The organism is Rhodovulum kholense (assembly GCF_003053725.1).
Taxonomy (GTDB): Bacteria; Pseudomonadota; Alphaproteobacteria; order Rhodobacterales; family Rhodobacteraceae; genus Rhodovulum; species Rhodovulum kholense.
The window spans coordinates 86,271-100,444 of record NZ_QAYC01000010.1 but is presented as its reverse complement, the minus strand read 5'-3'; the positions used below and the strand labels follow the sequence as shown (position 1 = coordinate 100,444).

Sequence of the window (14,174 nt, the reverse complement as noted above, 5' to 3'; positions counted from 1 at the left end):
ACGAGATGATCTCTGACGATCTTTCCGTCGTCCTGCCGGAAATCATCCTTTCGGTCTACGCGATGCTGGCGCTGGTCGGGGCCGTCTATACCGGCAAGGACAAGGCGGCGCCAATGCTGGTCTGGACCACCTCGGCGCTGATGCTGGCGCTGGCGGTCTGGATCGGGCTGACCGCGGGGCCCACCGAAACCGCCTTCGGCGGCGCGCTGATCGATGACGGCTTCGCCCGCTTCGCCAAGGTGGTGGTGCTGGCCTCGGCCGCGCTTGTCATGCTGATGAGCCAGGACTACATGCGCCGCCAGAAGACGTTGCTGTTTGAATTCCCGGTGCTGATCACGCTGGCGGTCGTCGGCATGATGCTGATGGTCTCGGCGGGCGATCTGATGACGCTTTACATGGGGCTCGAGCTGCAATCGCTGGCGCTGTATGTCGTCGCCGCGATCCGGCGCGACAACCTGAAATCGACCGAGGCCGGGCTGAAGTACTTCGTACTCGGCGCGCTGTCTTCGGGCTTGCTGCTCTATGGCGCCTCGCTGACCTACGGCTATTCCGGCACCACGCTGTTTGCGGGCATCCTTGCCTCGATCGGCGACGGGCCGATCGGCATCGGGCTGCTTTTCGGGCTGGTCTTCATGATCACGGGCCTTGCCTTCAAGGTCTCGGCCGTGCCCTTCCACATGTGGACGCCCGATGTCTATGAGGGTGCGCCGACGCCCGTGACCGCCTTCTTCGCGACCGCGCCCAAGATGGCCGCGATGGCGTTGTTCGCGCGGGTGCTGTTCGACGCCTTCGGGTCGGTCCCGGGCGACTGGGGGCAGGTGATCGCGGTTCTGTCGCTGCTGTCGATGTTCCTTGGGGCCTTCGCCGGGATCGGCCAGCGCAACTTCAAGCGGCTGATGGCCTATTCCTCGATTGCCCATATGGGCTTCGCGCTGATGGGGCTGGTCGCGGGCACCGCGCTTGGCGTGCAGGCGATGCTGGTCTACATGGCGATCTATGTCACCATGAGCATCGGCACCTTCGCCTTCATCATGGGCATGCAGAAGGACGGCCAGCCGGTCGTCGATATCCGCAGCCTGAACATGTATGCCTCGGTCGAGCCGCTGAAGGCGCTGGCGCTGATGATGCTTCTGTTCAGCCTTGCGGGCGTGCCGCCCTTCGTGGGCTTCTTCGGGAAGTTCTACGTCATCAAGGCGGCGGTCGATGGCGGCTATGTCTGGCTGGCCGTGGCGGGCGTGATCGCCTCGGTGATCTCGGCCTTCTACTACCTGCGCATCGTCTTCTACATGTATTTCGGCGAGGAGGGCGACCGCCGCCTCGACGGAACCATGCCGCCGGTGATGTGGGGCATCATGATGGTCGCGTCCTTCGCGATGATCGTGGGGGTCGTGAACCTCTTCGGTGTCGAGGGGCTGGCGCTGGCCGCGGCTCAGACCCTTGTCAACTGAGGGGCAGGGCTGGCACTGGCCGGCCGGGCATGACCTGATCCTGCTCGACGAGGTCGACAGCACCATGGCCGAGGCCCGGCGGCGCCGCGACATCACGCGGCCGACCTGGATCGTCGCCCGCCGCCAGACGGCGGGCGTCGGCCGCCGGGGCCGGGCCTGGGGCGCGCCCGAGGGAAACCTTGCCGCGACCCTGGTGCTGGCGCCGGGCTGCCCGCCCGCGACGGCCGCGCTTTATTCCTTCGTGACCTCGTTTTCGCTGTATGCAACCTGTCTGGCCTATGTCGAGGACCGCGAGGCGATCACGCTGAAATGGCCCAATGACGTGCTGCTGAACGGCGGCAAGCTGGCGGGCATCCTGCTTGAATCCGAAGGGACGATGTCCGAGGTCGGGCGGCTGTCGATCGGGCTGGGGGTCAATCTCAACGCCTTGCCCGAGGCCTCGGTGGTCGAGCCCCGGGCCTTGATGCCGGTGACGCTGGCCGAAGAGATCGGCGATGCCGTCGATCCGCTGGAATTCCTGGCCTTCTTCGCCGAGCATTTCGCCCATCAGGACCGCTTCTTCCGCGACGAGGGTTTCGGGCCGTTGCGGTCAGCCTGGCTGGAACGCGCCGCGCGGCTGGGCGACACGATCACCGCGCGGATGGGCGCCGAAGAGGTGTCGGGGCGGTTCCTGACAGTGGACGAGGACGGGCAGCTTGTCCTAGAGACGCCCGGCGGGCGGCGTGCCATCGCTGCTGCGGACGTGTTCTTCTGACGGGGGACCCCATGCTTCTTTGCATCGACTGCGGCAACACCAATACGGTGTTTTCGCTTTGGGACGGTGAAAGGTTCCTCTGCACGCTCAGGACGGCGACCGAGCATACCCGAACGGCCGATCAGTACTATGTCTGGTTCTCGACCTTGCTGGCGCGCTATCGGATCGAGCCCGAGATCACCGACGCCATCATCTCGTCGACGGTGCCGCGGGTCGTCTTCAACCTGCGGGTCTTCACCGACCGGTTCTTCAACATCCGCCCCTGGGTCGTGGGCAAGCCCGAATGCCTGTTGCCGCACTTGCCCCGGGTCGATCAGGGCACCAATGTCGGGCCCGACCGGCTGGTCAACACGGCCGGGGCCTTCGACCGGCACGGGGGCGATCTGATCGTGGTCGATTTCGGCACTGCCACCACCTTCGACGTGGTCGGGCAGGACGGGGCCTATCTGGGCGGCGTGATCGCGCCGGGGGTGAATCTCAGCCTCGAGGCGCTGCACATGGCGGCGGCGGCGCTGCCGCATGTGGATGTAACAAAGCCCGACCGGGTGATCGGCACGAATACGGTTGCCTGCATGCAGTCAGGTGTGTTCTGGGGCTATGTGGGTCTGGTGCGCGAGATCTGCGACAGGATCCGCACGGAATATGACCGGCCGATGCGCGTCATCGGCACCGGGGGGCTTGCGCCTCTGTTCGCGCAGGGCGATGTCCTGTTCGACCAGATCGAGGACGACCTGACCATGCACGGGCTGACCGTGATCCACGCCTATAACAAGGAAAACGGGGCGATATGAGCAAGAACAGACTGATCTACCTTCCCCTCGGCGGCGCCGGGGAAATCGGCATGAACGCCTATGTCTACGGCTATGGCGCCCCCGGGAAGGAGCGTCTGATCCTCGTGGACCTGGGCGTGACCTTTCCCAACATGGACACAAGCCCCGGCGTCGACCTGATCTTCGCCGACATCGCCTGGCTCGAGGAACGCCGCGACCGGCTCGAGGCGATCTTCATCACCCATGCCCATGAGGATCATGTGGGCGCTTTGGGGCATCTCTGGCCGCGGCTCAAGGCGCCGGTCTATGCCCGACCCTTCACCGGCACCATTGCCCGGCTGAAGATGGAGGATCAGGGCCAGGACCCCGAAACCGTCCGCTTCGTCGAGCCCTGGCCGAACCGGATCGCGGCGGGACCGTTCCAGGTGTCCTATCTGCCGGTGTCGCATTCGATTCCCGAAAGCTCGGGGCTGGTCATCGACACGCCGGTGGGGCGGATCGTTCATACCGGCGATTTCAAGCTCGACCGCACGCCCATCGTCGGCGACCCCTTCGACCCCGATCTCTGGGCCGAGGTCGCGGCGGACGGCGTCAAGGTGCTGACCTGCGATTCGACCAACGTCTTCTCGCCCAATCCGGGTCGGTCCGAAACCACGGTGGGTCCGGCGATCCGCCAGCTTGTGGAACGGGCCGAGGGCATGGTGGTGGCCACCACCTTCGCCTCGAACATCGCGCGGCTGAAGACCCTGGCCGAGGCCGGGCGCGATGCGGGTCGGTCGATCTGTCTTCTGGGCCGGGCGATGCGGCGGATGATCGAGGCGGGCGTCGAAAGCGGCGTGCTGACCGATTTTCCCAAGGTCGTCAGCCCCGAAGAGGCGGCCGACCTGCCGCGTGACAAGGTGATGCTGATCGTGACCGGCAGCCAGGGCGAACGGCGCGCCGCCTCGGCCCAGCTGTCGCGCGGCAAGTACATGGGGCTCAGCCTCGCTGCGGGCGATCTTTTCCTCTTTTCGTCCAAGACCATTCCGGGCAACGAGCGCGACGTGATCCGCATCGTCAACGCACTGTCCGAAATGGGCGTCGACGTGGTGTCGGACGATGCCGATCTTTACCACGTCTCGGGCCATGCCAACCGGCCGGACCTGTCGCGCATCCATACCCTGATGAAGCCCGAAATGGTCGTGCCGATGCATGGCGAACACCGCCACCTGCGCGAGCATGTGAAACTGGCCGCCGAGAACGGGCTGCCGGCGGTGGTGGCGGTCAACGGCACGATGCTGGATCTGGGCGGCGACCGGCCGCAGCCGGTCGAATTCATCGAGACCGGGCGGACCTATCTTGACGGCGCGGTGCAGATCGGCGCGATGGACGGGATCGTCCGCGACCGCATCCGCATGGCGCTGAACGGGCTGGTGGTCGTGACCGTGATCCTCGACGAAGAGGACGAGCCGCTGGGCGAGCCCTGGGTCGATCTGACCGGCCTGCCCGAGACCGGGCGGTCCCGCGCGGCGCTGTCCGAGGTGCTGGAGGAGGATCTGGACCAGTTCCTGCGCCGGGCCGACGACAAGACGCTGGCCGATGACGACAAGATCGAGGAGGCGATGCGCCGGATCGTGCGTCAGTCGGCACAGACCGAGATCGGCAAGAAGCCCGAGGTCGTGGTGGTCATCAGCCGCCTGAGCGCCTGAGCGCCTGAGCCCCGGGCCCGGTTTCAAGCCCCGGCCCCAAGTCCCGGTCTCGAGCCTCAGTCTGGGGCCTGAGATCAGGGGCCGGGGCCCCGGCCTTAGCGCCAGCACGCGACAGGAAATGAAAAGGCGCCCGACGGGGCGCCTTTTTCGTCATGTCTCGTTGTGCCAGCAGGTGCGGGGGCGCTTATTCGGCGCTCTCTTCCACCTGATCCTCGGTCACCGGTTCGGGTTCGCTTTTCGGCTTGAACGACCGCAGCAGGAAGGCGGGCATGTGATCGCCCATCCCCACCACGGGTTCGTCCCGATAGCCGCGGTCGCGGCCGCCGCGCCGGTTGTTGGCGCCGCTCCGGCCCTGCCTGTTGCGGTCGTGGCTGTCCGACCGCTCGTGGGTATGAGAGTTGCGGTCCTCGCCATGCCGGTCGGCGGTCCTGTCGGGCTGTCGCTCGGCCCCCCTGTCGCTGTTCCGCTCCCGGCGGTCGCCGCGCTGGGGCCGGGCGCTGCTGCGCTCTTCGGTCCGCTCCGGCGCCGAGGCGCCGGCCTCGTCGGCATGACGGCCGCGCTTGCCGCGATCGTCGCTGCCGCCTTTCAGCGGGCTGTCGACGCGGGGGATCTGCTTTTCGACCAGATCCTCGATGGCAGTCAGCCATTTCTCGTCATGGGGCACGCAGATGGTCAGCGCCTTGCCCTCGCGGCCCGCGCGGCCGGTGCGGCCGATCCGGTGCACGTAATCCTCGGCATGGGAGGGCACGTCGTAGTTGAACACATGGCTGACCGCGGGCACGTCCAGACCGCGCGCGGCGACGTCCGAGGCGATCAGGAACCGCAGCTTGCCTTCGCGGAAGGATTCCAGCGTCCGGGTCCGCTGCGACTGGTCCAGATCGCCATGGATCGGGGCCGCGTCATAACCATGGGTCTTGAGCGACTTGGCGACGATGTCGACCTCGGTCTTGCGGTTGCAGAAGATGATGGCGTTCTTGCAGCCCTCGCCCTCGCGGTCGATCAGCGCGCGCAGCAGCTCGCGCTTTTCCTTGGCCTGCCGGTCCTTGCGCGAGGCGGTATAGCAGATCACGGCCTGTTCGATGCTTTCGGCGGCACTGGCGCGGCGGGCGACCTCGATCTTGGCCGGGGCCGAGAGGAAGGTGTTGGTCACACGCTCGATCTCGGGCGCCATGGTGGCCGAGAAGAACAGCGTCTGCCGGGTGAAGGGGGTCAGCTGGAAGATCCGCTCGATATCCGGGATGAAGCCCATGTCGAGCATCCGGTCGGCCTCGTCCACTACCATGATCTGGACGCCGGTCAGCAGCAGCTTGCCGCGCTCGAAATGGTCCAGCAAGCGGCCGGGCGTCGCGATCAGCACGTCGACGCCCTTGTCGATCAGCGCGTCCTGTTCCTTGAAGCTGACACCGCCGATCAGAAGCGCCTTCGACAGCTTGGTCTTCTTGGCATAGGTGTCGAAGTTCTCGGCGACCTGGGCGGCCAGTTCGCGGGTCGGCGCCAGCACCAGGCTGCGCGGCATCCGCGCCCGGGCCCGGCCGCGGCCGAGCAGGGTGATCATCGGCAGAACGAAGCTGGCCGTCTTGCCGGTGCCGGTCTGGGCGATGCCCAGAACGTCGCGACCTTCAAGCGCAGGGGGGATGGCCCCGGCCTGGATCGGGGTCGGCGCGGTGTAGCCCGCGTCGGAAACGGCGGAAAGAACCTTGGGGTCGAGCCCCAGTTCAGCAAAAGTCGTCATGTAAGTCCTTGGCTCAGTTGCAGCATCATGGCCGCACCTGTCGCACGCGGCCTAGACCGGCCGTATTGCCAGTCAGATCCTCATTCGCGGCTCGATAGAGCAAACTCGCGCTTTCGTCAAGTTGAACGCCCGTGTGCGCGCGCCTGAGGTGTCATGGGTCAGGTGAAGACCCGCCAGATGAAGACGATTTCCGGCAAGAGCATGCAATAGGCCAGGAACGCGACCAGCCCGTCGCGGGTCGACATCGCAAGCCCCAGCATCAGCACATGCAGTGACAGCACGAAGGGCAGGCCGGGGATGAAGCCCAGCAGGAAGATCAGAACCCCCGTCGCCATCAGGATCAGCGCGATCAGGCGGGTGGCCAGACCGCTTTCCACAAACGTCACAAGCCGCGGCGCCAGCAGCGGGCGCAGCCACAGGGCGGCCGGTTGTGCCCGTGCGACCGAGACCGCCAGCACATGGCCCGAAAGATGCACCCGACGCAGCCGCCCGGGCAGCCAGAGCGTGGTCTTGCCGGTGATCATTCGCCCGCCGATCAGGATCATGAAGACCGCGACCACCCCGGGCAGGCCGGGCAGCATGCCGACCGGCAGGATCAGGAAGGCCGAGAGCATCACCAGCAGCGGCCCGAAGCCGCGCGCGCCCAGCGTCTCGATCAGATCGGCCACGCTGACGCGGTCGCTCGCCAGCGCCAGCGCCGCAAGGTCTTCGAGAAGGCTCGAGATGATCCAGTCGTCTGGGGCACTCATCGGCGGTCGGTCGGGTGAACGGAGGACGGCCGACGGGCGGCGCGGACGAAAACGGGTCTCGCTGTCATGTCGCGGCGGCGGCGCGCGAATTCAAGGGGCGGGACCTGCGCCCGGGATCTTGTCATGGAACTGACACGGGGCGGATTCGCGGCTGTTGCAGGGCCTCTGTAGGGCAACGGGCACACGCTCATCGAGATAGGGAATCAACGATGAAAAACAGTCTGTTCCTGCTTTCGGCCGCGGCCATCGCCTGCGCCGCGCCGGCGCTGGCCGAAGAGACCTTTCCGGCAACGCTGGCCGGTCACGCGGTGCTGCCCGCGATGACCATGGTCGCGCCGCCCGCCGATGCGCCGCGCGACGCCTGGATCTCGGGCAAGTTCACCGGGACCGCGCGGAACATGGTGCCGATGAGCGCGATGGGCGACACTGGCAAGCTGCACGGCAACCGCGCGACCGGCATCGCGCTGCCCTTCATCGGCCAGCCGCTGCAGGGCTTTTCGGGTTTCGCGATGGACCGCGCCGAGGACGGGTCGGTCTATGCGCTGACCGATAACGGCTTCGGGTCCAAGGCCAACAGCCCCGACGCGATGCTGTTCTTCCACCGCATCGCGCCCGATTTCGCGACCGGCAAGGTGGACGTGAAGGAAACCGTCTTCCTGCGCGATCCCGATTTCAGGGTGCCCTTCCGCATCGCCTATGAGGGCAGCGAGGGCCGCTATCTGACCGGCGCCGATTTCGACCTCGAAAGCCTTCAGCTGGTCGACGGCTCGCTCTGGATCGGCGAGGAATTCGGCCCCTACCTGCTGAACGTCTCGCTCGACGGCGTGGTGCTGGGCGTCTACCCGACCATGGCCGATGGCAAGGAACTGAAAGGCGCCGACAACCCCGCCGTGTCCGCGACCTCGGTGCCCGGCACCGACTGGAAATCGCAGCGCTCGGGCGGCTACGAGGGCATGGCCCTGCAGCCCGGCACGTCCAAGCTCTGGGCGATGCTCGAAAAACCGATCCTCGGCGATGACGGCAAGCCCGAGGGCGATTTCCTGCGGGTGATGGCTTTCGATACGGCATCGAAGGACTGGACCGGCGAGATGTTCAAGTTCGCCCTTGCCGAGGGCGCGACGGCCATCGGCGATTTCAACTTCATCGACGACACCCACGCGCTGGTGATCGAGCGCGACAACGGCGAGGGCGATCCCAGCCTGAAATGCGACGGCGCGCCAGCCGCCGACTGCTTCCCGGAACCCGCGCTGCACAAGTGGATCGTGCTGATCGACACGTCGGATGTGGATGCCGACGGGTTCGTCCGCCGGATCGGCCATATCGACCTGATGGACATCGCCGATCCCGACGGGGTGGCCCGGCTTGACACCGATGCGGCACGCGATCTGACGGGCAAGTTCACCTTCCCGTTCTTCACCATCGAGGACGTGATGCGGGTCGACGACACCCATATCCTGGTCGCCAACGACAACAACCTGCCGTTCTCGTCGGGCCGCAAGCTCGACGCCGCCGCCGATAACGAGGTGATGCTGCTGAGCGTGCCGGAGCTGCTGTCGGCGAAGTAATCGCCCGACAAACCGGACAATGGGGAAGGCGCGGGGGGCGGCGGCTCTCGCGCCTTTCTTTTGCCGGGGGACGCGCGCCGGGATCGGGGGATTTCCTGGCTCGCGCGCTTTTGCGCCATTTGCCATTTCGGCTGCCGCCGAAAGGTGATCTAGCTCGGCTCAGCTTTCGCGCGAGACTCTGGCGCCCGGCGCCGCGGCCGGTTGCGGTCTGCGACCCAAGCGATGCGGGTGCTGCGGCCGCCCGGCGCGAGAGCGGCCCCCGGGCGGCGCCAGCGGGGCTGTCCGGCGGCCGTCTGGAAGATGCAAGGAGAAGAGAATGCACACCAACAAGCTCGTTGTCATCGGGGCAGGGCATGTCGGGTCCTATGTCCTGGCCGATGCCATGAAGATCGGCCTTTTTGCCGAGATCGGCGTCATCGACATCCTCGAAAACGTGGCCTTCGGCGAGGCGCTCGACCAGGCGCAGGCGACGGCCTTGCCCTATATGAGCAATATCAAGGTCACCTCGGGCGGCTACGAGCAATGCGTCGACGCCGACGTGATTGTTGTGGCCGCGGGGCCAAGCGTCATTCCCGACCCCGACGATCCCAAGGCCGAGCCCGACCGCACCCTCTTGACCACCACCAATTGCAAGGTCATCCGCGAGGTGATGGCGGGGATCGTCAGGCACACGACCGAGGCCATCGTCATCCTGATCACCAATCCGCTCGATACCATGGTCTACATCGCCGAGAACGAATTCGGCTATCCGCGCGGGCGGGTCTTCGGGACGGGGACGATGCTTGATTCAGCGCGGCTCCGGAAGGTCGTGGCCGACGCCTGCGGGATCGACCCGAAATCGGTCACCGGCTTCATGATGGGCGAACATGGCAGCACCGCCTTCCCGGTCCTGAGCCATGTCAATGTGGCGGGCATCCCCTTCGCAGATCTCGGCCGCCATTTCGAGGCGCTGGACGACATCCGCGACCCCGAGACGGTCAAGGCCCGGGTCATCAGCGCCGCCTATGACGTCTTCAACGGCAAGGGCTGGACCAATGCGGGTGTCGCCCAGTCGGCGGTGACGATGGCGCGCGCCGTGCTGCTGGATGAACGCAGCGTCTTTCCCGCCTGCACCACCCTGCGCGGCCAGTATGGCCATGACGGCGACGTGGCGCTCAGCATGCCCTGCGTGCTGGGGCGCGAGGGGATCGTGAAACAGCTTCCGGTCAGCCTGAACGACTGGGAAACGGCGAAGCTGGCCGAAAGCATCGCCTTTATCCAGTCCGCGATGCGCGATGCCGGCACCGGGCCGGAAAAAGCCGTCGCCTGACGACCGGAAAACGGCGGGCCTCGGGGCCCGCCGCCTCGCGATCAGTTGGTCTGCATTTCCTTGGTTGCCGACAGCGTCAGTTCGGGATGGTCGCGGACCACGCGGTCGATGTCCCATTGCAGCCGGGTCATGTAGACCACGTCGCCGTCATTGTCGGTCGCCATGTGCTGCTTGTTCTTCTGAACGAAGCTCTCGACCGCCGTCTTCTCGCCATGGACCCAGCGGGCCGAGGTGAATTGCGAGGGCTCGAAGCGCACCGGCAGGCCGTATTCCTGTTCGATCCGGCTGGCCAGCACCTCGAATTGCAGCGCGCCCACGACGCCCACGATGAAGCCCGCGCCCACCATCGGCTTGAAGACCTTGGCCGCGCCCTCCTCGGCGAACTGCATCAGGGCCTTGTCGAGATGCTTGGCCTTCATCGGGTCGCCCGCGCGGCAGTTCTTCAGCAGCTCCGGCGCAAACGAAGGAATGCCCGTGACCTTCAGCGCCTCGCCCTCGGTCAGCGTGTCGCCGATGCGCAATTGCCCGTGGTTCGGGATGCCGATGATGTCGCCCGCCCAGGCCTCTTCGGCCAGTTCGCGGTCGGCCGCCAGAAACAGCACCGGGCTCGACACCGTGATCGGCTTTTTCGAGCGCACATGGGTCAGCTTCATGCCGCGCTGGAAATGGCCCGAGGCGAGACGCACGAAGGCCACCCGGTCGCGGTGCTTGGGGTCCATGTTGGCCTGCACCTTGAAGACGAAGCCCGCGACGGTCGGTTCCTCGGGCGCGATCTGGCGCGGTTCGGCCGCCTGGATCTGCGGCTCGGGGCCATAGGTGGCGATGCCGTCCATCAGCTCCTTCACCCCGAACGAGTTGATCGCCGAGCCGAACCAGATCGGCGTCATATGCCCTTCCAGCACCGCCTGCGGGTCGAGCGCGGGCAAAAGCTCCTTCGCCATCTCGACCTCTTCGATCAGCTTCTCGCGCAGATCCTGCGGCACATGCTCGGCCAGTTTCGGATCGTCGAGCCCCTCGATCTTGATCGACTCGGCCACCTTGTTGCGGTCGGCCCGGTCCATCAGCTCGAGCCGGTTCCTGAGCATGTCGTAGCAGCCCAGAAACTCGCGCCCGACCCCGATCGGCCAGGAAGCGGGCGTCACATGGATCGCCAGCATCTCCTGGATCTCGTCGATGATCTCGAAGGTGTCGCGGCTTTCGCGGTCCATCTTGTTGCAGAAGGTCAGGATCGGCAGATCGCGCAGCCGGCAGACCTCGAACAGCTTCCGGGTCTGGCTTTCCACACCCTTGGCGCCGTCGATCACCATCACCGCCGCGTCGACCGCGGTCAGGGTGCGATAGGTATCCTCGGAAAAGTCGCTGTGGCCGGGGGTGTCGACCAGATTGAAGCGGAACTCGCGATAGTCAAAGGACATCGCCGAGGCCGAGACGGAAATGCCCCGGTCCTGTTCCATCTTCATGAAGTCCGACCGCGTCCGCCGCGCCTCGCCCTTGGCCCGCACCTGTCCGGCCATCTGGATCGCACCGCCATACAGCAGGAACTTCTCGGTCAGCGTGGTCTTGCCCGCATCGGGGTGCGAGATGATGGCAAAGGTGCGCCTCCGGGCAATTTCCGGCGGCAGGGCGGGGCGGTTCGGCGGGGCATCCAGCATGGCCGCGGATATAAGCGAGCGGGGTGGCACTGTCCATTACCCGAACAGCGTCGGAATGTACCTCAGCCAGGGCAGGATCCAGTCGAATTCGGCGGGCAGAATTCCGGCCAGCTTGCTCAGGGTGGCCCCAAGCCCCGTGACCACGCCGAGGGCCAGTCCCTTGATCGCCAGCTCGCGAGCCTCACTGCCGGTGTCCCGGACCAGTCGCCTCAGTTCGGTCATGGTGACGAAGGTCAGATCGTTCAGAAGCGTCGTCGCAGCAAGGTAGCCTTCGATGGTGGCCGTGTTCACGTATTCCGACAGCCGCTCCGGCAGAGCCGGGGCAAAATGTGTGGGGTCCTCCTTCATCCGCTCGGCCGCGCCCTCGATGGCCTCCGCGATCTCGTCTTCATGCGCGGCCACCGGTGCCCTGTCTTCGGCGGTTTCCTTGAGAAACGCCTGCCAGTCCGGCAGTCGGGCGGCGATCAGTTCCGCCGACAACAGGGCAGCGTCCAGATCGCCGGTCTTCTCCGGCGCGGCCTCCGAAAGGTCTTGCCGGGAGGCGTCGAGTTTCAGTCTCAGGGCCTTGGTTTGAACGCCGAACCGGATCTGATCGAGATCGGCATAGGCGCAATCGACGATCCCGGCATAGCGCGACAAGGCGGTTCCGAGGCCTCTGGAAATGTTGTCGAAAGCGCCACTCGACAGCAGCGCGGCCAGGTCCTCGCGCAGATCGCCATGGATCGTTTCCAGATCGCTCCGGGGCGGCGGGGAGATATTCACCAGAACCAGCCGCCCGTCCTGTTCTTCGATATCGCTGGGTGCAGTGCCTGCGGGGAGGGGCGGCGGCGCGTTCCCGTCGATGGACACCTGCGGCGGTTTCGGATCAGGCCAATGCGCCGGATAGTGCAGCCGCTCGGGCAGAATCGTGCCAGTATCTCCCCATATTCCTTCAATCTGAGCTTGCGTAAGTCCGAAGGATAAAGACATATCTGTGTATTCGGGGCGGCTGGATTCTTCTTCACGCGGCCGAACAAATACTGTCCGTATTCTAGTGGCCTCGAAAACAGTTTTCGTGAAGTTTGTCTGATCTAGTTCAGCCGCGTCCAAGATCGTTTGCCGCAGACATGCCCCTTCGAGATCTGCCCCGTCCAGAATAGCAAAAGTAAAGTTGGCGGCTACGAGTTTTGCGTTCTTAAGTTTTGCCCAACTGAAATTGGACCCGAGGAGATCTAGGTTCTCCAGGTTTGCTGCTTCGAGGTCCGCGCCAGAGAAGTCCGCGCCCCACAAGTCCGCTCGTTTGAGATTGGCCCCTTTGAGAGTTGCTTTCCGAAAATCTGCTTGCCGAAGATCCGCTCTCGTAAGATCAATGCTATTGTTCGCGAGTTTTCCTGCCTTCTCGAAAGCTTCCCGGACATCCATGCCGCTCAAATCTGGCGCAAAACCCTGCCTCCTCCGCCGCGCGTTCCAGGCCTCAACGCCTTCCAGCAGCCACTCCAGATGTTGGGGATTGCCCACCGCCCGTCTCCTCCGCCCGGGCGAAGCCTAGATCGGCCCCGCCCAGGCGTAAAGCGGGCGCTAGCGCGCGACCAGCAGGTCGCAGGGCGGGGCGCGCATCAGGTCATTGGCCAGCGAGCCCAGGATCGAGGGCGCGGCGCCCGCGCGGCCATGGGCGCCAAGGACCAGAAGGTCGGGGCGACGGGCCTCGATCTCGGCGTTCAGCACCAGATGGGCGGCGCCTTCGACGAGGGCGACATCGGCCAGCCGGGCGGGCAGGTCGTTCTGCGCGCGCCACTCGGCCAGGCGCATCTCGGCGCTGCGGCGGAAGGGGGCGATGGCGATGGAACTGCCATGGGGCGCGATGAAGCCGCGATAGGGGATGTGCAGCGCGTGCACGCCGTGGATCGCGGCCTCGGGTGCCAGACGCGCGGCGATCTGCAGCGCGGCGGTCGAGGCCGGGGCAAAGTCGAGCGCAGCCAGCAGCGCGGCATAGTCGTGATCGACCGGGTCGCGCACCAGCAGAACCGGGCGCGAGATGTGGCGGACGATCCGCTCCATCGTGGTTTCGCGCAGCAGATCGAGGAAGGGCCGGTCGCGATGCAGGCCCAGCACCACCAGCGCGGCGTCGGTCTCATCGGCCAGCCGGGGGATCGCGCTGCTGGGATCGCCGGTCACGATGCGGGTGGCGTGGCGGACCTCGGCCGCCTGCGGGATCGCGGCGGCAAAGCGGGTCAGCCGCGCGGCGGCGGCCTCGGCCATCGGGCGGGCCACGTCCTCGGGCAAGTCGCTGTCGATGACCGTCGCCAACAGGACGTCGGCGTCCATCGCGCGGGCCAGCCGGAAGGCGCGGTTCACGGCGCGGTCGGCGCGCGGGCTGAGATCGGTGGCAATCAGGATCGTGGCAGTCATCGTGTCCTCCCTTGGGTCTGTCAACGTCAGGTCGGGGCGCCAGGGGCAGGCTTCAAGGGCGACATGGTGTCGGTTCCGTATATACATTGCATAGCAGGTGTGAACGGGTATGGTGGGGC

General features: G+C 66.0%; 11 protein-coding genes. 6 read left to right on the top strand and 5 right to left on the bottom strand.

Translation table 11 applies throughout. The features are described from left to right. Positions 1 to 5 precede the first annotated feature (5 nt). Genes nuoN through C8N38_RS13770 form a run of 4 tightly spaced genes read left to right on the top strand, consistent with a single transcriptional unit; the run spans position 6 to position 4,660 of the window. On the top strand, positions 6 to 1,448 hold the full coding sequence (nuoN, locus tag C8N38_RS13785; RefSeq protein ID WP_108027751.1) for an NADH-quinone oxidoreductase subunit NuoN: 1,443 nt from the start codon (positions 6 to 8) through the stop codon (positions 1,446 to 1,448). Further along, positions 1,438 to 2,202: a biotin--[acetyl-CoA-carboxylase] ligase gene (locus C8N38_RS13780; RefSeq protein ID WP_281258231.1), complete on the top strand. Its 765-nt coding sequence runs from the start codon at positions 1,438 to 1,440 to the stop codon at positions 2,200 to 2,202. The genes nuoN and C8N38_RS13780 overlap by 11 nt, the downstream gene beginning before the upstream one ends. A gap of 11 nt (positions 2,203 to 2,213) precedes the next feature. Further along, a complete protein-coding gene (locus tag C8N38_RS13775) occupies positions 2,214 to 2,993 on the top strand; it encodes a type III pantothenate kinase (protein WP_108027750.1) in 780 nt (259 codons plus the stop codon). Further along, the gene (locus C8N38_RS13770) at positions 2,990 to 4,660 is read left to right on the top strand and encodes a ribonuclease J (RefSeq protein WP_108027749.1); all 1,671 of its coding nucleotides are present in this window, start codon (positions 2,990 to 2,992) and stop codon (positions 4,658 to 4,660) included. The genes C8N38_RS13775 and C8N38_RS13770 overlap by 4 nt, the downstream gene beginning before the upstream one ends. 184 nt (positions 4,661 to 4,844) lie before the next feature. Here C8N38_RS13770 and C8N38_RS13765 read toward each other — a convergent pair whose 3' ends face one another. Further along, entirely contained in the window at positions 4,845 to 6,392 is a 1,548-nt protein-coding gene (locus tag C8N38_RS13765; protein WP_108027748.1) for a DEAD/DEAH box helicase, read from the bottom strand. Between the two features lie 158 nt (positions 6,393 to 6,550). Continuing rightward, positions 6,551 to 7,141 carry an exopolysaccharide biosynthesis protein gene (locus C8N38_RS13760; protein WP_108027747.1) on the bottom strand — a complete coding sequence of 197 codons (591 nt, stop codon included), beginning with the start codon at positions 7,139 to 7,141 and terminating at the stop codon, positions 6,551 to 6,553. 209 nt (positions 7,142 to 7,350) lie between these two features. Here C8N38_RS13760 and C8N38_RS13755 point away from each other — a divergent pair, with 209 nt between their 5' ends. Both C8N38_RS13755 and C8N38_RS13750 read left to right on the top strand, forming a co-directional pair. Beyond that, a complete protein-coding gene (locus C8N38_RS13755) occupies positions 7,351 to 8,706 on the top strand; it encodes an esterase-like activity of phytase family protein (RefSeq protein ID WP_108027746.1) in 1,356 nt (451 codons plus the stop codon). A gap of 316 nt (positions 8,707 to 9,022) precedes the next feature. Next, complete coding sequence (locus C8N38_RS13750; RefSeq protein WP_108027745.1) at positions 9,023 to 10,015, top strand: lactate/malate family dehydrogenase; 993 nt, start codon at positions 9,023 to 9,025, stop codon at positions 10,013 to 10,015. Positions 10,016 to 10,056: 41 nt separating this feature from the next. On the opposite strand, the gene C8N38_RS13745 is transcribed toward C8N38_RS13750, so the two are convergent. Genes C8N38_RS13745 through C8N38_RS13735 form a run of 3 tightly spaced genes read right to left on the bottom strand, consistent with a single transcriptional unit; the run spans position 10,057 to position 14,055 of the window. Beyond that, positions 10,057 to 11,667 (bottom strand): peptide chain release factor 3, encoded by a 1,611-nt coding sequence (locus C8N38_RS13745; RefSeq protein WP_108027744.1) that lies wholly within the window; start codon positions 11,665 to 11,667, stop codon positions 10,057 to 10,059. 36 nt (positions 11,668 to 11,703) lie between these two features. Then, positions 11,704 to 13,164 carry a pentapeptide repeat-containing protein gene (locus C8N38_RS13740; protein WP_108027743.1) on the bottom strand — a complete coding sequence of 487 codons (1,461 nt, stop codon included), beginning with the start codon at positions 13,162 to 13,164 and terminating at the stop codon, positions 11,704 to 11,706. Between the two features lie 60 nt (positions 13,165 to 13,224). Then, a complete protein-coding gene (locus C8N38_RS13735) occupies positions 13,225 to 14,055 on the bottom strand; it encodes a universal stress protein (RefSeq protein ID WP_158272355.1) in 831 nt (276 codons plus the stop codon). Positions 14,056 to 14,174 lie beyond the last annotated feature (119 nt).